At 67.2% G+C, this 20,508-nt stretch carries 22 protein-coding genes; 11 read left to right on the top strand and 11 right to left on the bottom strand.

Annotated elements, in window-relative coordinates; all coding sequences use genetic code 11:
* On the top strand, positions 1-2,646 hold the full coding sequence (locus OG254_RS24780; RefSeq protein WP_405585523.1) for a TniQ family protein: 2,646 nt from the start codon (positions 1-3) through the stop codon (positions 2,644-2,646).
* Positions 2,647-2,902: 256 nt separating this feature from the next.
* Positions 2,903-3,952: a hypothetical protein gene (locus OG254_RS24775; protein WP_405585520.1), complete on the top strand. Its 1,050-nt coding sequence runs from the start codon at positions 2,903-2,905 to the stop codon at positions 3,950-3,952.
* Positions 3,953-4,059: 107 nt separating this feature from the next.
* On the opposite strand, the gene OG254_RS24770 is transcribed toward OG254_RS24775, so the two are convergent.
* The 3 genes from OG254_RS24770 to OG254_RS24760 all read right to left on the bottom strand — a co-directional run bounded on the left by OG254_RS24770 (position 4,060) and on the right by OG254_RS24760 (position 5,727).
* Positions 4,060-4,869 carry a TIGR02391 family protein gene (locus OG254_RS24770; RefSeq protein ID WP_405585517.1) on the bottom strand — a complete coding sequence of 270 codons (810 nt, stop codon included), beginning with the start codon at positions 4,867-4,869 and terminating at the stop codon, positions 4,060-4,062.
* Between the two features lie 62 nt (positions 4,870-4,931).
* A complete protein-coding gene (locus OG254_RS24765) occupies positions 4,932-5,135 on the bottom strand; it encodes a hypothetical protein (RefSeq protein WP_405585514.1) in 204 nt (67 codons plus the stop codon).
* Between the two features lie 22 nt (positions 5,136-5,157).
* Complete coding sequence (locus tag OG254_RS24760) at positions 5,158-5,727, bottom strand: mobilome CxxCx(11)CxxC protein (RefSeq protein ID WP_405585511.1); 570 nt, start codon at positions 5,725-5,727, stop codon at positions 5,158-5,160.
* A 424-nt stretch (positions 5,728-6,151) separates the two neighbouring features.
* On the opposite strand from OG254_RS24760, the gene OG254_RS24755 reads away from it, so the two are divergent.
* Positions 6,152-7,543 (top strand): serine hydrolase domain-containing protein, encoded by a 1,392-nt coding sequence (locus tag OG254_RS24755; protein WP_405585508.1) that lies wholly within the window; start codon positions 6,152-6,154, stop codon positions 7,541-7,543.
* 54 nt (positions 7,544-7,597) lie between these two features.
* On the opposite strand, the gene OG254_RS24750 is transcribed toward OG254_RS24755, so the two are convergent.
* Both OG254_RS24750 and OG254_RS24745 read right to left on the bottom strand, forming a co-directional pair.
* The gene (locus tag OG254_RS24750) at positions 7,598-8,050 is read right to left on the bottom strand and encodes a GNAT family N-acetyltransferase (protein WP_405585505.1); all 453 of its coding nucleotides are present in this window, start codon (positions 8,048-8,050) and stop codon (positions 7,598-7,600) included.
* A gap of 9 nt (positions 8,051-8,059) precedes the next feature.
* A complete protein-coding gene (locus tag OG254_RS24745) occupies positions 8,060-8,518 on the bottom strand; it encodes a MarR family winged helix-turn-helix transcriptional regulator (protein ID WP_405585502.1) in 459 nt (152 codons plus the stop codon).
* 140 nt (positions 8,519-8,658) lie between these two features.
* On the opposite strand from OG254_RS24745, the gene OG254_RS24740 reads away from it, so the two are divergent.
* On the top strand, positions 8,659-9,870 hold the full coding sequence (locus tag OG254_RS24740) for an MFS transporter (protein ID WP_405585499.1): 1,212 nt from the start codon (positions 8,659-8,661) through the stop codon (positions 9,868-9,870).
* 107 nt (positions 9,871-9,977) lie between these two features.
* A complete protein-coding gene (locus OG254_RS24735) occupies positions 9,978-10,400 on the top strand; it encodes a heme-binding protein (RefSeq protein ID WP_405585496.1) in 423 nt (140 codons plus the stop codon).
* Between the two features lie 83 nt (positions 10,401-10,483).
* Here OG254_RS24735 and OG254_RS24730 read toward each other — a convergent pair whose 3' ends face one another.
* On the bottom strand, positions 10,484-11,350 hold the full coding sequence (locus OG254_RS24730; RefSeq protein ID WP_405585493.1) for a GNAT family N-acetyltransferase: 867 nt from the start codon (positions 11,348-11,350) through the stop codon (positions 10,484-10,486).
* Between the two features lie 254 nt (positions 11,351-11,604).
* Here OG254_RS24730 and OG254_RS24725 point away from each other — a divergent pair, with 254 nt between their 5' ends.
* Positions 11,605-12,237, top strand: coding sequence for an HAD family hydrolase (locus OG254_RS24725; RefSeq protein WP_405585490.1), 633 nt, complete (start codon positions 11,605-11,607; stop codon positions 12,235-12,237).
* Between the two features lie 423 nt (positions 12,238-12,660).
* Complete coding sequence (locus OG254_RS24720) at positions 12,661-14,331, top strand: globin domain-containing protein (RefSeq protein WP_405585487.1); 1,671 nt, start codon at positions 12,661-12,663, stop codon at positions 14,329-14,331.
* A 14-nt stretch (positions 14,332-14,345) separates the two neighbouring features.
* On the opposite strand, the gene OG254_RS24715 is transcribed toward OG254_RS24720, so the two are convergent.
* From OG254_RS24715 to OG254_RS24695, 5 genes are all read right to left on the bottom strand, one after another.
* Positions 14,346-14,828 carry an NUDIX domain-containing protein gene (locus OG254_RS24715; protein ID WP_148000301.1) on the bottom strand — a complete coding sequence of 161 codons (483 nt, stop codon included), beginning with the start codon at positions 14,826-14,828 and terminating at the stop codon, positions 14,346-14,348.
* Positions 14,829-14,962: 134 nt separating this feature from the next.
* Positions 14,963-15,868, bottom strand: a complete 906-nt coding sequence (locus OG254_RS24710; RefSeq protein WP_405585483.1) for a LysR family transcriptional regulator — start codon at positions 15,866-15,868, stop codon at positions 14,963-14,965.
* 230 nt (positions 15,869-16,098) lie between these two features.
* Complete coding sequence (locus OG254_RS24705; protein WP_405585480.1) at positions 16,099-17,247, bottom strand: cystathionine gamma-lyase; 1,149 nt, start codon at positions 17,245-17,247, stop codon at positions 16,099-16,101.
* The gene (locus OG254_RS24700; protein WP_405585477.1) at positions 17,244-17,735 is read right to left on the bottom strand and encodes a low molecular weight protein-tyrosine-phosphatase; all 492 of its coding nucleotides are present in this window, start codon (positions 17,733-17,735) and stop codon (positions 17,244-17,246) included. The genes OG254_RS24705 and OG254_RS24700 overlap by 4 nt, the downstream gene beginning before the upstream one ends.
* Positions 17,736-17,742: 7 nt before the next feature.
* A complete protein-coding gene (locus tag OG254_RS24695) occupies positions 17,743-18,120 on the bottom strand; it encodes a phage holin family protein (protein ID WP_148000297.1) in 378 nt (125 codons plus the stop codon).
* A 73-nt stretch (positions 18,121-18,193) separates the two neighbouring features.
* Between OG254_RS24695 and OG254_RS24690 the strand changes: the two genes are divergently transcribed.
* The 4 genes from OG254_RS24690 to OG254_RS24675 all read left to right on the top strand — a co-directional run bounded on the left by OG254_RS24690 (position 18,194) and on the right by OG254_RS24675 (position 20,492).
* Positions 18,194-18,511, top strand: coding sequence for a cupin domain-containing protein (locus tag OG254_RS24690; RefSeq protein WP_148000296.1), 318 nt, complete (start codon positions 18,194-18,196; stop codon positions 18,509-18,511).
* A 172-nt stretch (positions 18,512-18,683) separates the two neighbouring features.
* Positions 18,684-18,896: a DUF5326 family protein gene (locus OG254_RS24685; RefSeq protein ID WP_148000295.1), complete on the top strand. Its 213-nt coding sequence runs from the start codon at positions 18,684-18,686 to the stop codon at positions 18,894-18,896.
* 323 nt (positions 18,897-19,219) lie between these two features.
* Complete coding sequence (locus tag OG254_RS24680) at positions 19,220-19,957, top strand: IclR family transcriptional regulator (protein WP_405595169.1); 738 nt, start codon at positions 19,220-19,222, stop codon at positions 19,955-19,957.
* A gap of 97 nt (positions 19,958-20,054) precedes the next feature.
* Positions 20,055-20,492: an SsgA family sporulation/cell division regulator gene (locus OG254_RS24675; protein ID WP_062707976.1), complete on the top strand. Its 438-nt coding sequence runs from the start codon at positions 20,055-20,057 to the stop codon at positions 20,490-20,492.
* Positions 20,493-20,508: the final 16 nt, after the last annotated feature.

The raw sequence follows: 20,508 nt of genomic DNA, 5'->3' as shown, positions 1-20,508 counted from the left end.
TTGCCGATCACGGTCCTGCCGCTGCCCGGCGAAGCGCTGGACTCGTGGTTCGAGGCGATCGCCTACCGCTTGAGGACACCCTTGAGTGAAGTGTTGCCGGCCCTCGGTCTGGCTCGACGGGTTGAAGCCGGCGACTGCCGCCGCGATATCCCGGCCCGCTGGGCGATCCTGCTCCGTGACCACGAAGCCGTCGGGATCTCTCACGCCACCGGCGTGAACGTCGAGGCTTTGCACGCGATGACGCTCGCGCACTTCGACGGCCGAGCAGTCAAGATCAAACGGGAAACGAGGCAGGTCAGCCGATGGCACCTCTGGGGACGCCAGGCCGGATCGCGCTTCTGCCCGGACTGCCTGGCCGAGACGAAAGGCCGGTGGAAACTGGGCTGGCGGCTGGGCTGGATGTTCGCCTGCCTCGATCACAACCGCCTGCTCGTCGATACATGCCCCCAGTGCGGTCAAGTGCCCTGGAGACGGCTGCACCAACAGCGCTATGTCCCAGAGCCGGGAAGATGTGCCGTCCCCGACCAGCGCGGAGGACGCGGCAGAAGCCATCAACGCTGCGGCCACCCGCTGTCCGAGACGACAAGCCGGCAACTTGAGCCCACTCACACGCTTCTGAGAGCACAGAAGCTGCTGGCGGAGACCGCAGAGCACGATTCAGCAGGGTTCTGCATCTACGCCAGCGCTCCACAGAGCTTCTCTGCATTGGAGGCACTGGCTGATCTTCGTGCCCTCTCCTCCCGGCTCCTGGTCGATGCTGCGGACAGCGGTCTGGCCAACGTGTTACCGCACGACACGCGAGAGATCTACGAGGGCGTGAAAGGGGTTCTTCCTGAGGTCACGGGCACCGTTCCTGCCAGGCGCAGCCTGACTGCACCCGTTCAGGCCATCGGGATTGCCGCCGCTCTCCAAGTCCTCGGGCAGGCCGACGTCCATGCTGCTGGCCGGGAGCTTCGGCATCTTGTCGCCGCTGCCGATCCTTCAGAAACACTGAAGCGTCTGACGGGCTTCCACAGGATGCACGGCATTACTCCGCTGCTGAGCGCCGTCCAGCTGACAGCGCAGGAACCGATGCTGCGGCCGAGTGATCAGCTCCGCTACCGGCTTCCGGCCTTCCTTCCCTCCAGACCGTCCCCTCGCGGCGGCCGGGCGGAGCAGCGCCTTCACAAGATTCCCTCATGCTTTTGGCCCGGTTGGTCCGTCCTGTTGTCGCCGCCACAAGGCGCATACAGCCGAACGTTGCGTCCTTGCCTGTCCGCTTCTCTGGCGTTGGTGGGCACACGCGACGACCTCAGAGTGATCACGCGTCGTCTCGGCAACGTGACCACCCGGCAGATGACCTCGAAAGTCCTGCAGCTCCTGCATGCGCAGGGACACTGGGCGGTGGTCAGCGCGGCACTGGTGCGGCTGGCGGACTACCTTGACGCTCACGAAGTGCCCATCGACCACCAGCGTCGCCGCATGTTGGACTACACCGATCTACTTACCGAGGCCCGATGGCAGCAGATCTGCGAGGACGCCAGCGTCCACCCTGGCCAGGGACGTCGTCTCACCGTGGCGCGAAGCACACTCTTCGAGCAGTTGAGCGGGCTTCCGGCACATCTCGCCCCCGCCCACTTCGCGATCACTCGGCCGATGGACCGTCCACACGTGAACTACTTCGCCGCGTTCCTGACGCCTGAAGTCAGAGACGGCATGCATCGCGCTGGATCCGACTTCCTCGCACAGAACGGCATCGACGGCGAACCCTTGTCGTGGGAACCGCCGACGGTGATTGCCGATGGCTTGGGAACGGCAGGTCATGACCTGGAGAAGATCGACATCAGCCGTCTACACCAAATGATCCGTTCGCCGTCCATGACGACGGAGCAGGCTGCCCGCGAACTCGGCACGTCGCATGAAGCTGTCCGAGTTCTGCTGCACCGATCTCCCGCACCGGCCCAGCCGAGGCCACGCAGTCGTCGGCGGAACGACGGCGAGGCCATGCGGATCGCGAAGCAGGCCTTCCCGCCGGACGAGTTCCGGCGGCTCTACTACGCAGAACATCTCGGCCTCCGCCAGATCGCGGACCTCGCCGGCGTCAGCCGCAACGTCACGAGGCGTCTCGCGGAGCACTACGGCATTGAGGTCCGCGAGCCCAACGCAACGGGCCCGCGCAAGGGTTACGTCGACGGAGCATGGCTCCGCGAGCAGTACCTGGTCCGCGGCCGGACCCTGGCAGACCTCGGCTGTGAGAAGGGCCTCAGCCCCACGACCATGACCCGATGGGCCAAGCTGCACGGCATCCCCGTGACCAAGGTGAACGGGCACACCCGCCCCGAACTCGCACACTTGGCCGCTCAGGCCAGAGAGGCACCGGAAATCCTCCGTCCTGCCTTCACGGGGCCCGGCGCATGGGACCGCCTCCGCGAGTTCGCCGCAGTGTCACGCTATCGGACGCTCAAGGAAGCCGCCGAAGCGCTCGGAACCCACCACACGGCCCTGATCACGAGAGTTGGAAGACTGCGTCGCGAGATCGGACACCCACTCCTCACTCGTGCAACCACGGCGGCGCCCATGAAACTAACCAAGATCGGCGAAGCCGTAGTCGCAGCGATCCACGCCGCGGGGCCACGGAACCAGCTCGATGCGGCTGCTGAATGGTAAGGGCAGCACCTTCAATCGGCGTCGCGGCTGTCCGGAGGAGCCTTCATCAATGACGGTATGAAGCAGCCCTACCGCAAGCCACAGCACGAGTCAGGTGGGGCCAGTTGAAGCCGTCCCTCCACATGCGGGGCTACCTCGAGCCGCCACGACCGGCCCAGAGAGGCGGCTGACAAGGTCAAGATGCAGGTGCCCAATCCTGGGTTGATCCTTACCATGTAGGCCAAGCCTCGATCGAGCGTCCAGGAGGCTTCCGGCGATGTCAGTCCAGGCGCAAGCTGCAGTGATATCGGGAATTGCAGCCTTCGTGGGCGTTCTAGTGGGAGAGATCTTCCTTCGCCAGCGCACCAGACAGGCGAGGAAACAAAGTATCGAGTCAACCTTCGAGAAGTACGCTCAGCCCATCGCAGCCAGCTGCTCTGATCTTTTCTGGAGACTTCGGGAGGTCTTCGGTCAACAAAGGGCCGACACCTATCTGAAGGGGCATGAGCATCGTACAAAGTACGAACATTACAAGGCCCTAAGTACGCTCTATCGCCTTGCCGGGGTCATTGCCTGGATTCGAGCCCTGCGTCGGGAGTTGGTCTATATTCCTGGCTCTGACTTCTCCAAGGTGAAGGCATTGGATAGTGCATTGCAGGCATTCAGTTCAGCCCTTGCCGACGGCGGACACGTCGAGGTGAGAAGAGTCAAGTCGCTAATGCGAGCCTTGGACATAGATAAACAATTCCCTGATGACAGAATCGCTCGATCAGGCTCAGTGCTGCATCGCCAAGTGGATCAGTACCTGCAGGAACGAGAAGCTGCAAGTGTCGAGCACCTCATGCCTGGCCAGCAGAAAGAACTCACTCGGACCCTCTCTGATGGTCTTGTCGAGTCCCTCGGCTGCGACCAGGTCACACACGAGAAGATCGAGCAAAATATCGATAGAGCTGTTGTAAGTCTGACTGTCCGCGAGGCATACGTTTATCGCGACTGGCAGTCGGCAATTGGTGATCTAATGTTGAGGGAGGCTCGTGCAGGGCAAAGGCAATTCGAGGCCCTCGGGTTCAGGGAATTTGAATCCATCTGCAGGCAGGGTCAGGAAGAAGAGAAGATATGGCTGCGGAGATTGAATGCAGTCATTGACGATCTCGATGTATCCGGCGACCAAGAGAAGGATGCGCGCATTACTCAGTTGCGTGAAGTCTACGTGGCTGCAGCGAAGATAATATCCGCAATTGATCAGTCGGAGGCAATGAAGTCGCGTATCTCCGATGCCACCCGAGCAGCCGCTTGGGAAGTGGCTTTTGGGCGAGCGAATCGCTAGGGGCCTCGAGGGCGCTGTTCCCTTGGGGCGACTCGGGTCACGATCACAACAACCTGGAGGCACCACAGTTCAGTTCCTCACCGGACCCGCGTTATGTTGCACGTAGGTCAGATCGGCCCTTCGCACTCGTCGATCCAGTGCGCGAGGAGACTCAGAGCCGCCAGGCGTTCCAGAGCCTGCTGGGCGGTCATCTCGTCGGAGGTCACGTGGGTGGCCGTGTTACGGACGGTCATGTTGAGTCCGGGCGCATACTTGGAAAGACCGTTCTGCATAGAGCTGACCGTGCGGTCGCTCGGATCCCCGGGCCAAGTCAGCATCGGGTTCCTGGAGTTGAAGGCCCTCTCATAGACGTTGGTGGCGTCCATGTTGGCCAACCCGGTTCGGGTCTTTAGCTGCGACGTGAGAGTCTCGGCGGCGCTTTGGACAGCGAGACGGAAGTGGCCGTCGAGCCAAAGCTTCCGGGCGGCTCCCCAAATCGTCGGGTGCATCGCCTCTACCCCGGTGGTCGGAGGGAGCTCAGCCTCCGCCTTGTCCGTCAGTGCTTCCAGGCGGCCCAGAATTTGCTCCGCCGAATCTAGTACGTCGCCCGGTTCGAGCAACGGCTTCGGCGTGATGACGGTTCTCCAAGCCGCGATCGGGTCCACGGGTTCGGAAAAGCCGGCGACGCCTATGTACATCCGGGTCAGGCCGGGGGCTGCCGACGCGCGGCCGGCCGCGCGTGCCACCCGGTCGGTGGCGGCCTGGAGCTCTTCGGGCGACACCCCATCTCGGGCGACCGCGGCAGGCAGGAGGCCACGCCCGAAGCCGGCTTCCTTCGTCTCTGTGTGGAGCTCCATGAATGCCGTGAAGGCATCCTTGAACTCGGTCACCGCTTCGGTGGTCTTGCGGAGGTACTCGGGGTTCCGGGAAGCATCCATGCCGCTGATCGTGTCACGCCCCAGAAAGTTGTTGCCTGGACAAGCCCCGCTGCGGCCGATGACTATCGACCGCAGCGGGGGCAAGTCTGGGTAGTCGGACCGAGGTCAACCCTGGTGACCCAGTCCCTCAGGGATTCTCTCTTAATGCGTTCCTGGGTGGCCGAGGTGCCCTGGGTGTAGTTGTTGAGAAGGGTGATGAATTCGGCGCGCTGGGTTGGGGTGAGGGCGATGAAGCCCTGCATTGCCACGGCTACCTTGTTGTCCATCTACTGAATCCTTTACTGGCAGTTAGAATTGTCCGCAGACACCACAGTTGGACGGGTCCATCGTGGTCGGAACCTGGTGACAGGCTGAGCATGGGCGTTGGAACTTCCGTAGCCCGGCGCGCATGCCCATGCGACGCTCCTTCTCCGTCACGCTCTTCTCGTTGTCCCTGGCCCGCCTGGCGGTGTCTTCGACGTTGAGCTTTTCGAACTGGGTACGCAGCGCCTGGAGCCCCGTCGGGGGGTCATCTCCGAGCGCGGCGAACCGGGAGGCCAGCGACTCGTTGGCCGTGGCCGAGGCAGAGGAGTAGGGCAGTTCCTCCGGCCATCGTTTGACAACGGACCACAGGTTGATGACGAGCTGCGCCGCGGCGATCACAGATCCGGTGGCGATGGCCGCGCCCCAGAGTTTGTACCCTCCGAGCGTTCCGACCAGTGCTCCGATGAGTAGTGGGACCGCGAGGCCGACCCAAGTCAGCAGATCGGTACTGCGCTTCAGGCGGTTGGCCCGCTTCTGGAAGATGTAGCTGGTCCCATAAGCATGCAGAGCCGCGTCCCAGCACTTGCGTCGGTAGTCGTCGATACCTGTTGCCATGTGCCCTTCTCCCACTGCAGCGCCTTGCCGTCTGCGGCAGGCCAGCGCCATCGGATTCTAGTCCTGGACTTCGCGGGTCACCGTCTCAGAACTGTGGCCACCGGGTCTGTCCGATGTCGGTGTCGAGGGGGGAAGTTGGACGCTCTGGTGATCTTTCGATGACCGGTGGCTCGGCCTCACGGACCGGGGTCCGCCGACGAGGGGCGCCGTCAGTGAGAGGCCGATAGCTTTCCATTCGCCTAGGAAAATGACACGAAGGCGGGACTGGGCCACTGACAAGACTGTGGAATCTAGCCTGAAAGTGCAGGTCACCGCAGTTCCGGAGGACACAGCTCACCGGAACCTACACCATGCGCGGACCTGATCCGCCGCCCCGGCGATTATGCGCTCGACTCCCGAGCGACCGCCGGGGTGGACTGTGGGCATGACGACATCTCAGGACGAGCTGCTTCCCGCTACGCGCCGCGCACTGCTGCACCGCATCGCCGTGGCCCAGGCCGAGGGACGTGCGCCCTCAATGGTGGCCGCGGTGGTGCGGGACGGTCGCGCGGTGTGGCACGGCTCGCGCACCTCGGTGGACGGGCACGGGCCGGACGAGCATGTGCAGTACCGCATCGGCTCGATCACCAAGACCTTCACCGCCGTTCTCGTCCTGCGACTGCGCGACGAGGGACTCCTCGACCTCGGTGACCCGCTGGAGAAGCACCTGCCTGGCACCGGAGCAGGGGAGGCCACCATCGCCGAGCTGCTCGCGCACACCAGTGGGTTGGCCGCCGAGTCGCCCGGGCCGTGGTGGGAGCGGACTTCTGGATCTCTGCGGCCCGAGCTGTCCGACGTCCTGGGTGAACAGCCCTTCATCCATCCGTCGGGCCGCCGGTTCCACTACTCGAACCCCGGTTACACCCTGCTGGGCGCGCTGGTCGAGAAGCTGCGCGGGGCTCCGTGGGAGGACGTACTCCGGCGTGAAGTGCTCGAACCCCTGGAGCTGAACCGCACGAGTACGCGACCGCAGGCGCCGCATGCCGGAGGCTGGGCGGTGCATCCCTGGGCCGACGCGATGCTTCCCGAGCCGGTCGAGGACCTCGGCCGTATGGCCCCGGCCGGTCAACTCTGGTCGACCACCGGTGACTTGGCCCGCTTCGCGGTCTTCCTGATCAAGGGGGACGACCGTGTGCTCAGTGCCGAGTCGCTGCGGGATATGAGGACGCCGACGGCTCCGCAGGAGGCCGCGGACGTGGCCGGCGGCTATGCCTACTGCCTGGGTCTGGAGCTCCGGCACCAGGACGGCAGGGCCCTGCTCGGACACACGGGTTCCTTGCCGGGCTTCCTCGCCTGCCTCAGTGTCAGCGTCGAGGACGATGTCGCCGCGGTCGTCCTGGCCAACTGCACCTCAGGACCGATGCTGTTCACGGTCGCCGCCGACCTTGTCCGGATCGTCGCAGAGGCAGAGCCGCGGATTCCCGCGCCGTGGCGGCCGATGCAGGAAGCCGATCCAGCGGTGCTGGAGCTGGCCGGGCAGTGGTACTGGGGCACACATGCCTTCGCGCTGCGGTTCACGGCCGACGGACTGGCCTCCTTGGAGCCGCTGTCCGGCAAGGGCCGCCGCTCGCGATTCCGAGCCAACGGTGACGGCACATGGACGGGACTGGAGGGCTATTACGCCGGCGAGCTCCTGAAGGCCGTACGACGCCCTGACGGGGCCGTGGACCACCTGGACCTCGGATCGTTCGTGTTCACGCGTCAGCCGTACGACGAGGGGGCCGCTGTGCCGGGTGGAGTGGATCCCGACGGGTGGCGGGGGATCAGCCGGCTCTGACCGCCCCAGGACTGGCGAGGCGCCTGTTTCACGTGAAACAGGCGCCTCGCCGTTTCACAGCTCGAGCTTGAAACCCACATGCGAGGTCGTGAAGCCGAGCCGCTGGTAGAAGCGGTGGGCGTCCGTACGGCTCTTGTCGGAGGTCAGCTGCACCAACTGGCAGTTCTGGCGCCGGGATTCGTCGATCGCCCACTCGATGAGCTGCGTGCCCAGGCCGCTGCCGCGCTCGTAGGAGTGGATGCGCACGGCTTCGATGATCGACCTGGTCGCGCCGCGCCGGGACAGTCCGGGAATGACTGTGAGCTGGAGTGTGCCGATGACTCGGCCCTCGCGGACGGCGACGACAAGGTGTTGGTTCGGGTCACTGCTGAGCCGCTCGAAGGCGGGCAGGTAAGGCGTCAGGTCGTCGAGCGACTCGCGCCGGGCGCCGAGCGGATCGTCCGCGAGCATGCCGACGATCGCGGGGATGTCGTCGGCGACCGCGGGGCGTATCTCAAGATCTCCCATGCCCGCACCCTATGCGGGCGCCGGGAGCGACTCCACGACCCGGACCAGCGGAACGAGATCGGGGTTCCTCGCGGCCTCGTCCAGGGCTTCGCGCAGCGCCTTGTCGTTGGTGGGGCGGGCTTCGGTGAGGAGTTTGAGGCCGGCTTCGGTGACGTCGGTGTAGATGCCGCGGCGGTCGGTGGGGCAGAGGTAGCGGGAGAGCAGGCCGCGGTCCTCCAGTCGCGTCACGAGGCGGGTGGTGGCGCTCTGGCTGAGGACGACGGCGTCGGCGACCTGCTTCATCTGGAGGTGGCCGCCTTCGCCGTTGTGCTGGCGGCTGAGCACGTCGAGCAGGGAGTACTCGCGCACGCTGAGGTCGTGCTTGGCCTGCAGGGCGCGCTCGATGTGCGTCTCGATCCTGCCGTGGAGCAGGGAGAGGGCGCACCAGCCCTGGGCGAGGGCGGTGAGCGCGGGGTCTGTCGCTGTCATGGCGTTTCTCCGTCCCGAAGCGGCTGAAGTCAGGGTAGAGCAGGATCGCAATAGCCTGCGCTTGCAAGTATGCCGCGTCTGCAAGTATTGTCTTCGAACGTAAAGCGCTCCTGCAATCTTCCGGAAGGTGTTATCCCTCCATGCCTCTCGCGCTTCTGGCCCTCGCGATCGGGGCCTTCGGAATCGGAACGACCGAGTTCGTGATCATGGGCTTGCTGCCCGAGGTCGCGGGTGACTTCGGTGTCTCCATCCCCACCGCCGGGCTGCTGGTGACCGGCTACGCGCTCGGCGTGGTCCTCGGCGCTCCGCTGATGACCGTGCTCGGCACCAAGGTCTCCCGCAAGCGGATGCTGATGGTGCTGATGGGACTGTTCATCGTCGGCAACCTGCTGTCCGCCGTCGCGCCCGCCTTCGCCGTCATGCTGATCGGCCGTGTGGTCGCCTCGCTCGCCCACGGTGCCTTCTTCGGCATCGGCTCAGTCGTCGCGGCCGACCTGGTCGCCCCGGACAAGAAGGCCGGAGCCATCGCGATGATGTTCACCGGTCTGACCGTCGCCAACGTGGTCGGCGTCCCGCTGGGCACATTCGTCGGACAGTCCGCCGGCTGGCGCGTCACCTTCGGCATCGTCGCCGCCCTCGGCGTCGTCGGTCTGATCGGCGTCGCCAAGCTCGTCCCCGACATGCCCAAGGCCCAGGGCGTACGTCTGCGCCACGAGCTGGCCGCGTTCAAGAACGCCCAGGTCCTGCTCGCCATGGCGATGACGGTCCTCGGCTTCGGCGGCGTCTTCGCAGCCATCACCTACATCGCGCCGATGATGACCAACGTCGCAGGCTTCGCCGACGGCTCCGTCACCTGGCTGCTGGTCCTGTTCGGGCTCGGCATGGTCGGTGGCAACCTGATCGGCGGCAAGTACGCCGACCGCGCGCTGATGCCCATGCTGTACGTCTCCCTGGGCGCCCTCGCCGTCGTACTCGCGCTCTTCACGTTCACGGCGCACAACAAGGTCCTCGCCGCCGTCACCATTGCGTTGATCGGCGCCCTGGGCTTCGCCACCGTTCCCCCGTTGCAAAAGCGCGTCCTCGACCAGGCGCACGGCGCCCCGACGTTGGCCTCGGCCGTGAACATCGGCGCCTTCAACCTCGGCAACGCCCTCTCCGCCTGGCTCGGCGGGATCGTCATCGCGGCCGGCTACGGCTACACGTCCCCCAACTGGGTCGGTGCCGCTCTCGCCGCGTCCGCGCTGCTGCTCGCGTTCCTCTCGGCCGCACTGGAGCGCCGCGACGGAGCCGCCTCCAGCGCCGTTGTCGCGAGCAGCGTGCCCGCCGAGCAGCCAGCCGCCGTACACGACTGAGCCGTCCCCTGTGCGGGGTCAGGGCCGCTCCCGCGCAGTCGGCTCAGCGACCGGCCGGAACAGCACTACACCGCTCTACCTCAGCACACACCGCAAGGAGAACGCCCATGAGCACCATCACTGCAGTCGCCCCCCTGACCACTCAGGACGCCGACCTCCTCGTCGCCGCCGCACACCGTGCGGCCGAGGAGGCCGGGGTGACCGTGAGCGTCACGGTCCTGGACGCCGGAGGCCATCTGCTCGCCTTCCGGCGTGACGACCGAGCCGTGCTGATCTCCGGGGAGACCAGCACCCGCAAGGCCTACACGGCACTCCAGCTCAACGCCCCCACCGCCGACCTCGTCGACGCCGTGCAGCCCGGAGGGCTCTTCCACACCCTGCCCACCGCGCTCGATCGACCGCTGCTGTTCATCGCGGGCGGTGTCCCGGTCCACCGGGACGGTCGGCTGATCGGCGCGATCGGTGTCGGTGGCGGTGCGCCCGAGCAGGACCACGGGTTCGCGACGGCCGCGATCGAGGTGCTCGCCTGACGGCAGCACGCCACGGACGAAGAACGCCGGTCCCCGATGGGGGCCGGCGTTTCTCCTGGATGCCTCAACTGGCAGCCGACACCTCAGCCCGCCGCCACGGTCAGCGGAGCGAAGCGCCGGGTCCAGTCGCCGGGGAGTTCCGAGATGCCGTACGTCATGACCGCGTTGAAGGCGACGGACGCCAGACCGTGCTCCTTCGCCCACGCCAGCAGCTCGTCATGGCGTACGTCGATGTCCGTGCGCAACGGACGGTCGGTGTGGGCGCCGAGGGCGGCGATGAGTGCCTTCGCGGTCTCGGTGTCTCGGGCGATCAGTGGGCCCACGACCTGCGTGTCCATGTTGGGCCAGGCGCCCGCGTATCCGACGATCCGCCCGTTCTCCTCGGCAACGCGCAGCTGGTCGGCGAAGGCGGGCAGCCGCGTGATGATGTGCGTGCGATCGGCGCCGAACACCTCTTCGTCGAGCCGCACGAGGGCGCTGAGGTCCTCGGCGGTGGCCGCACGCGTGGCCACCGTCGGCTCCGACCCACTGGGCGTGAACCGTCCGCGCAGCATCTCCGCCCGGCCGGTGACCTTGAAGCCGAGCTCCTCGTAAAGCGGCTGGCCGTACGGCGTCGAGTGCAGCGTCAGCGGTGTGGTGCCCATCGAGTCGACGACGTGACGCATGAGCCGGCGGCCGATGCCCCGGCGGGCATACCGCTCGGCAACCAGGACCATGCCGATGGCTCCCAGATCGGGGCGCTCCTGAGGGCCGTAGTCCGTGACGACGCACGCGCTGACGAGACCGCCGTCGGGGGCGTCGATGCCGTAGCCCCTCCCGGCTGTGAGGAGGAAACCCCACTTGTGTTCCTCACGGGGCCAACCCCGATCCTCGGACAAGTCGGCGCAGGCGGTGAGGTCGCGGAGCGTCAGACGGCGGATGGGCAGAGCAGCGGGGGAAGGAGTCGGCACGCAGGTCAGGCTGTCTGACGACTGCCCTGGTCGTCCACCTGTTTCCAGGGAGACGTACGACCTTTTGGCCATGTCACGGGGCGCCGCACAGCACGCCGGTAGACGCTGGGTGTTTCACGTGAAACATGAGCGAACGCCGAGCATCCGCCAAAGGGCCTTCCATGAATGCCCGCCGAGAGGCATGGCCATGGCCTGGCGAGTCTCTTCAGATCACCGTCCAGGAGATCGACCGACCCGCCATTAGCCTCATGCGCATGGCGAGACTTCACCTCTTCGATCTGGACGGCACGCTTCTGCGCGGAACATCCGCTCCCGTGGAGATCTCACGACAGCTCGGGCTGGAGGCGGAGACAGTCGCGCTCGATCGGGAGATATCGGCAGGGTTGATCGGCCCTCCCGAGTACGCGCAGCGGGTACACGCGCTCTGGGCCGATCTCACCGAGCTCCATGTGACGGCCGCTTTCGAGAGCGCGCCTTGGATGGCCCGGATCCGGGAGGTCTGGGCGGAGATCAGGGGACAGGGCGACTACTGTGCCGTGGTCTCGCTTTCGCCATCGTTTTTCGTCGAGCGCCTGACCGGCTGGGGCTCCCACGCGGCGTACGGTTCCGTTTTTCCGGCCGTGCCGTTCACCGAGCCCGTCGATCCGGCCGGAGTGCTCAGTGCCGAGGCGAAAGTTCGCATCGCGGACCGGCTGTGCGAGGAGTTCGGGGTGACGCGGGCCGAATGCGTCGCCTACGGCGACTCGCTGTCGGACAAGGACCTGTTCGGAGCCGTCCCAGTGTCCGTCGCAGTCAATGCGGACCGTCATCTGGCTGGCCTCGCGACCCATACCTACATGGGGATGGATCTGTGGGAAGCCTATGAATTGGTGCGCAGCGGCCGGTAATTGAAGGAATTGCCCCTTCGTCCTCTGACCCTTTTCGTGAGGGAGGAAGGGGGGACTTGTGATCGGGGCAACGGCCGGTATGGTCGACTCCGGTTCGTGTCCGAGCTGTGATGCACCCTCCCGGCTTGGACCGAGCGCAAGGCGGAGCAGCGTAATGGGACGGAGAGATCGAAGACCCGCATTCTCGGTTACGGGGCCAGGGCGCTGACGCTCGGTGGGATGCTGCGGTGAGAGCACTGCGGCCAATGTCACACTCTCGCCTTACTTGTCCGTACCGGGCGTGAATACGGGTTGAATGTGGGCGTATTGGATCGCGGCAACGAACGGGGAATGCAAGCCGTCGCGGGGGAAGAGGCACCTTCCGATCCTTCCGATCGAGGAAGTGCGCAGACCGACCGAGAGATGTTCGAGGCGAGGCACACCATGGACGCTCCGACCACCGCGTCGGCCGACAACGGCACTTCCGGCGGCGGGGGCGGCTGGTTCACGCCGCGCAAGCAGCCGGCGACGACCCCGGGCAGCGAACAGGAAGCGGCCGAGGGCCGACGCCTGGCCGCGATGCGCCCGGTGGGCAGGACGTTGACGGCCGACGGCACGGCCCCACCGGACCAGGATCATGACCCCGGCCCCGACGACGAGCAACACACCGGCGACGGCGCGACGGCACCACAACCGGGGGCACCGCCCGTGATGTCGCCCCCCGAACCACCCGCCACGGGGCACATACCGCCCCCACAGCCGCCGCCCCCCACTGCTCCGGCCTCAAGCCAACCGCCGTACGTCTCCGCCCAGGCGACCACAGCGCGGCCCCAGACGCCGGGCTCCAGCCCGTTCGCGGCCCCTGGCCCACCCACGGCACCCGGCCCCCTTGCGGGACCCTCTCCCGTCGCGGAGCCCGCCCCCTTCGCGGCGCCGACAACCCTCACCGAGCCCGCCCCGCAGCTGCACGTCCCTGCCCAGCGCCCCGCCCCGGCCCAACCGGCCTCCCCGGACGCCGTTCTGATCCGCCGGACGATGGCCGAGGTCGGCCCCGTGGCCGACAAGGTCACCTCGTACTTCTACGCGCTGCTCTTCGTGCGCCACCCCGACCTGCGATCCCTGTTCCCGGCCGCGATGGACACCCAGCGCGACCGGCTGCTCAAGGCCCTGCTCACCGCGGCCGAGCACATCGACAACAAGCCCGTGCTCGTGGACTACTTGCAGAACCTGGGCCGTGGTCACCGCAAGTACGGCACCCGGCCCGAGCACTACCCGGCCGTCGGCGAGTGCCTCATCGGCTCGCTCAGCAAGTACGCGGCCGGCATCTGGCACCCGGAGATGGAGGCCGCCTGGGTCCGGGCGTACACGACGATCTCGCAGGTCATGATCGACGCCGCCGCGGCCGATGAACTGCGCGCCCCCGCCTGGTGGTACGCGGAAGTCGTCTCGCACGAACCCAGGACGTCGGACGTCGCGGTCCTCACCGTCCGCCCCGACCAGCCCTACCCCTTCCTGGCCGGCCAGTACACGAGCGTGGAGACGCCGTGGTGGCCCAGGATCTGGCGGCACTACTCCTTCGCCTCCGCGCCCCGCTCCGACGGTCTGCTGTCGTTCCATGTGAAGGCCGTGCCCGCGGGCTGGGTCTCCAACGCGCTGGTGCACCGCGCCCGCCCGGGCGACATCATCCGGCTCGGTCCGCCGAGCGGCTCGATGACCGTCGACCACACGACCGACAGCGGGCTGCTCTGCCTGGGCGGAGGCACCGGCATAGCGCCCATCAAGGCGTTGGTCGAGGACGTCGCCGAGCACGGCGAGCGGCGACCGGTCGAGGTCTTCTACGGCGCCCGCACCGACCAGGACCTGTACGACATCGACACGATGCTGCGGCTCAAGCAGTCCCACCCCTGGCTGGAGGTCCGCCCGGTCGTGGACCGGCAGGGACTGCTCCAGCTGCCCGACGCCATACGCCAGTACGGGCCCTGGACCGAGTACGACGCCTTCGTCTCCGGACCGCCCGGCATGATCCGCAGCGGTGTGGACGTACTGAGGGACATCGGCATCCCCGTCGAGCGCATACGCCATGACTCGGTGGAGGAGCTCGTCGCCGCGAACTGACCCACCGTCGACCATCAGCCCAGGTCGGGCGCGTGCATCGCCCGCACGCCCTCGATGTTGCCGTCGAGATAGTGCCGCAGCGACAGCGGCACGAGATGGACGGACGCGATCCCGACCCGCGTGAACGGCACCCGCACGATCTCGTACTCGCCAATGGGCTCGTCCACCTCGGGGCCATGCCGCAAGGACGTGTCCATAGACCCCAGGCGGCAGACGAAGAAGTGCTGCACCTTCACACCGGTCGCTCCGCCGTCCTCGCCGATGTGCTCCACGGTGTCGACGAAACAAGGCACCACATCGGTGATCTTGGCGCCGAGCTCCTCGTAGACCTCGCGGTGCAGGGCGTCGACGACGGTCGAGTCCGTCGGCTCGACGCCGCCACCGGGCGTGAGCCAGTACGGATCCATGCCGGGCTTGGTGCGCTTGATCAGGATCAGATCGTCGCCGTCCAGCAGAACGGCACGTGCGGTGCGCTTGACCACGGGTCGGACGGTCATGGGAGAAATGTGGCCCGGCTGGTTCCACGTGAAACATCGCGAAACGTCACCGGTCGAGCTCACCGCGTGACGTCCCGGAAAGTCCTGTTCGGCGCAGTGAGGACTCGCTGCTCCGGTTCGTCGGGAGCCGCTGGTCAGGCCCAGTTCGAAGCCGCCAGCAGCAGCCACTCGTGGGCCCGCGCTATGTGCGGCATCGCCAACGTGCCGGTACGGACCACCAGGAAATACGTCCGCAGCGGCGGCACCGGCGGATCGTGCAGGGCGACGACCTCGCCGCACTCCAGGGCGGCCGCGCACAGATAGCGGGGCAGCACCGCCAACCCCGCTCCCGCGACCGCACAGGCGAGGACCGCGCGCAGGTCAGGGACGATCACCATGCCCGGGGCAGCAGGACGGGAGTCGTAGACCGAGGCCCAGTAGCGGGAGACGAACGGGAGGGACTCGTGCACCTCCACCACCGGGACGTCCTCCAGAGCATGCGCTCCCTTGTGATGCAGCTGCCCCACGCCGATCCGGTCGACCCAGTGCGGAGCGGCGACGAGGACGTGCTCCTCGTCGCAGAGCGGAGTCGCCGTGAGCAGAGCGCCGCGTGGACGGGCCGTACAGATGGCCAGATCGTGATGCCCGGCGGACAGCCCTTCAAGGGTCTCCTCGGCGTTGCCGAAGGACGCGCGCAGTGCGAAACCCAGGCCGTCCTCGCCGGTCAGTTCGGTGAGCGCGGGCAACGCCCGCTCGGCGATGAACTCAGGAGGGCCGGCCAGGTGCAGGGTCCGTAGGGAGGACTCGTCGTCGAGACCCGTCTCGGCGATCTCCACCAGGGCGTCGAGATGCGGCGCGGCCTTGTGGGCGAGTTCGTCGCCGATGGTCGTCGGGGTCACTCCGCGGGCCTGCCGCAGAAACAGGGGGCGGCCCAACTGCCGTTCCAGGGTGCGGATCTGGGAGGTCACGGCCGGCTGCGACAGTCCGAGCAGCGCGGCGGCGCGGGTGAAGGAGCCGGCCCGGTGCACGGTCACAAAAGTGCGCAACAAGGCCAGATCCATGCCACACCCTCCCCTTCCCCGCCCTTCTCCCCACCCCCAGGGCAGGGCCCAACTATAAATAAGTCGATAGGTCGCTGTCGCTACTGTGATTGGACACTGACAGAGAGTCAACTAGCCTTGTTCGCGCGGTTCTTCGCGCGCAGAACCGAGGGCGGTCCGAGCCACGAGGGGGGAGGTTCGGACCGCCCGACCTACGTATCAGGACACCGACGGACGCAGGATCGGAGCCGTCACCGAGCCGATTCGTCCAGCGCGCCCAGCACATCGGCCACCAGGTCCTCAGGATCCTCGGCACCGACCGACATGCGAATGAAGCCCTCCGGTACGGCGTCGCCGCCCCAGCGCCCGCGCCGCTCGGCCGTGGAGCGCACCCCGCCGAAGCTGGTCGCGTCGTCGACGAGCCGCAGGGCGCCCAGGAAACGCTCGGCACGCGCGCGCGGGGGCAGCGTGAAGGACACGACGCACCCATAGCGCCGCATCTGCTGCGAGGCGATCTTGTACGAGGGGTCGCGGGGCAGTCCCGGGTAGCGCACCCCGAGCTCCTCCGGCCAGTCCTGCAGCGCCTCGGCGACCGCCAGGGCATTGGCGTTCTGCCGCTCCACACGCAACTGGAGCGTGGCGAGGGAACGATGCGCGAGCCAGGCCTCCATGGGCCCCGGAATCGCCCCGACGATCTTGCGCCAGCGGCGCACCGCGGACATGGCCTCGGCGTCGCGGCCCGTGACGTATCCCAGCAACAGGTCGCCATGCCCCGTCAGCTGCTTGGTGCCGCTGGCCACCGAGAAGTCGGCGCCGAGTTCGAGCGGGCGCTGCCCGAGCGGTGTCGCGAGCGTGTTGTCGACGGCGACGAGAGCGCCGCGCGCGTGTGCCTCCGAGACGAGCCGGCGGATATCGCACACGTCGAGGCCGGGGTTCGACGGAGTCTCGATCCACAGCAGCTTCGCGCCGTCCAGGACGCCGAGCTGGGCGTCCCCGCCAGTTGGCGCGGTGCGCACCTCGATGCCGTACGCCTCCAACTGCGCGCGCACCAGGGGCAGGGCCTGATAGCCGTCGTCGGGCAGGACGACCGCGTCGCCGACCCGCAGTTGGGAGAAGAGCACCGACGAGATGGCGGCCATGCCCGAGGCGAAGACGAGCGTCTCCACGCCGTCCTCCCCCGGCGCCTCCAGCTCACCGATGGCGCGCTCCAGATGGGTCCAGGTGGGGTTCTCGTCACGGCCGTAGGTGTACGGACCCGTGGGCTCGCCCGGCAGGTGGTAGTGGGCGGCGAACACCGGACCCGGCAGGGTCGGCTCGTGCTTGACCGGCTCGGGCAGTCCGGCTCGCACCGCGCGCGTGCCGTCGCCGGAATGCCGCCGCTGCGGGTCCGGATCGCTCATGCCGCCCGTCCCTCCACTTGTGCACGGACCGCGGCGAGCAGCTCCGTGCTCGCCGCCTCCACCATGTCGAGGCACGCCTCGAACCCGTCCCTGCCGCCGTAGTACGGGTCCGGCACGTCGAGGTCGTCGCCTGCGGCGGGGTCATACGAGCGCAGCAGCCTCACCTTCGCCGCGTCCTCCGGCGTGGGAGCGAGGCGGCGCAGGGCCTTGAGGTGGCCGGAGTCGAGGGCGATGACGAGATCGAGCCGGGCGAACCAGGACGACTGGAACTGCCGAGCCGCGTGGCCGCTCTCGTACCCGTGCTCCTCGAGGACGGAGACGGTGCGCGGGTCGGCCGGGTCGCCCTCGTGCCAGCCTCCGGTGCCGGCACTGTCGACCTCGACCCGGCCGCCGAGTCCGGCATCCTCGACGCGGGCGCGGAAGACGGACTCGGCCATCGGCGAGCGGCAGATGTTGCCGGTGCAGACGAAGCAGACGCGGTAGGTCATCGGATGCTCAGTCCCCGTCGGGCAGGGCGAGGTTGAGCGCCCAGGAGACGATGGAGATGATCAGGCCGCCGAGCACGGCTGTCCAGAAGCCGTCGACATGGAAGCTCAGGTCGAACTTGTCGGCGAGCCATGAGGTCAGCAGCAGCATCAGCGCGTTGACGATCAGCGTGAACAGGCCGAGCGTCAGGATGAGCAGAGGCAGGCTGAAGAGCTTGACTATCGGCTTGACCAGGAAGTTCACCAAGCCGAAGATCAGCGCGACTATGAGCAGGGTGCCGATCTTCTTGCCCGTGCTGTCACCGGTGAGGGTGATCTTGTCGAGCAGCCAGACGGCGACCGCCAGGGCGCCCGCGTTGGCGATCGTCTTGACTACGAAATTCTTCATGTGTCTGATCGTGGCAGACGGAATCGGCCATGAGCACTGGTCATGACTACTGGGATGAGGGCGAACGACAGCGATGAAGGCATTCCGGCTGGACGAACTGGAGGCGGAGCGCGCCGCCAACGAGGGCGCCTACCTGCAGTTTCTGCGGGAGCGGAACATGTCGGTCGGGCTGTACGCGCTCAACGCGGGCGAGCACGATCCACAGAAGCCGCACAATCAGGACGAGGTCTACTTCGTTGTGAGCGGCCGCGCCCAGATCACCGTCGGCATGGAGACCACACACGTGGCGCGCGGCAGCGTGGTGTACGTGCCGGCCGGCGTCGCCCACAAGTTCCACCACATCAGCGAGGACCTGCGGGTGCTCGTGATGTTCTCTCCGCCCGAGAGCTGACCTTTGGCCTCAGGGTTCCCTAGGGGATCGATCAGGGGAGGACAAGGGCTGCGAGGCCCCCGCCGGGCACCTGTCGGTCCTAGCATCGAGTGCAGGGAATCAGAAGATTCATCAGCAGATTCGAGCAATCGGGACCCGGCACAGGACGGGCAGAGAGGTAAGGACGAGGGCGATGCGTGAGATCTTCGCGGGACTGCCGTGGTGGGTGAAGTGGATCGCGGTGCCGGTCATCGCCTTGGTCGTGTTCGGCGGGCTGATAGCCAGCGTCGTCGGATTCGTGATCGGACTGCTCTTCAAGGTGCTGGTCTTCGTGGCGCTGGTCGGTGGACTGGTCTACGTCGTGCGGAAGTTCATGTCGAGCTCTTCGTCGCGCAGCGACTGGTGAGGGCCGTGGGGACCGGTGGGCGGTAACAGGAATCACCGGTTCCCTCGGGCGAGGGAAGTTTCCCGGACAGAGCGTCGGCGGGCAGTGGCTGACCAATAGAGTCCGGAAATCGACGCGGGGACGACCCCCCGCGAGCGGCGTACACCCCCACCCGTGTTTCCCCAGCACGGGCGGCCCCCCTCGCGCTTCGGGAGTGACCCTTGGCCACGGTAGACACCGCAACCTCAGAACCCCACGCACCCCTGGCCCGACCGCGCTCCTCCGTACCCCAGGTGCCGCGGCAGGCCTCTCCGGAACCCGCCGAGCAGCCGAACTCCGCGACGCTGATCGGATCCGTCCAGCGCGCGATGCGCCTGCTGGAATGCGTCGCCGAGCACGCGTACGGGGCCCCCGCCAAGCAACTCGCCCGCGAAACGGGCCTGGCACTGCCCACGGCGTACCACCTCCTGCGCACCCTGGTGCACGAGGGCTATCTGCGCCGCGAGAAAGGGCTGTTCTTCCTCGGTGAGGCTGCCGTGCGGCTGAGCAGCAGCGGAGCCGAGCAGAAACGTCGCAGCACGGTCGCCGACACGCTCGCCCAATGCCGTGACGCCATCGGTGTCCCCGTGTACTACGCCCAGTACCGCGACGGCGAGATCGAGGTCGTGTGCGTCTCCGACACCCCGGGCAATCCGGCGGTCGAGGAATGGGCCGACTTCCGTGAGACCGGGCACGCCCACGCCATCGGTCAGTGCCTGCTGTCCCAGCTGGACGAGGACGCCCGGCGCGACCACCTCGAGCGCCACCCCGTGCAGTCCATCACCCCGTACACGGTCCGCGACAGCCGCACCCTGCTCCGGCGCCTCGAACGGATCCGCCGGATGGAGCCGGTGACCGAGCGCCAGGAGTACGCGCTGGGCACGGTATGCGCGGCGATCCCGATCACGCTGGGCACCACGGCCGCGACGATGGCCATCTCGCTGCCCGTCCAGCAGGACGACCGACTGCTGTCCGCGGCGCGGCAGCTCCAGGAGGAGGTCGGGCGGCTCCTGGGGTCACTGGCGATCTCTATCAGTATCTGAAAACTCACTCCTTGTGATCTCTCGTGTACGTTCAGCAAGATTCCACCAGGCCTGGGATCCGGTCCCGGCCAGTCGAAGGCAACCGACGGGGTAGGCGATGCGAGAGTCCGTACAGGCAGAGGTCATGATGAGCTTTCTCGTGTCCGAGGAGCTCTCCTTCCGCATCCCGGTGGAGCTGCGCTACGAGACCTGTGATCCCTACGCGGTGCGGCTGACCTTCCACCTCCCCGGTGATGCGCCGGTGACCTGGGCCTTCGGTCGGGAGCTGCTGGTGGACGGGGTGGGCAGGCCGTGCGGTGAGGGTGATGTACGCGTCTCACCTGCCGGTTCCGAGACGCTGGGCGACGTTCTGATCCGGCTTCAGGTCGGTGCGGACCAAGCGCTGTTCCGGTCCTCGGTGGCGCCGCTCGTGGCCTTCCTCGACCGCACCGACAAGCTGGTGCCGCTCGGCCAGGAGGGCGCACTCGCCGACTTCGACGCCCATCTCGACGAGGCCCTGGACCGCATCCTCGCGGAAGAGCAGAGCGCCGGCTGAAGCGTTACGCCGGGCA

The organism is Streptomyces sp. NBC_01092 (genome assembly GCF_045039535.1).
Taxonomy (GTDB): domain Bacteria; phylum Actinomycetota; class Actinomycetes; order Streptomycetales; family Streptomycetaceae; genus Streptomyces.
The sequence above is the reverse complement of the archived record's forward strand: the minus strand, read 5'-3'. Positions and strand labels throughout refer to the sequence as shown.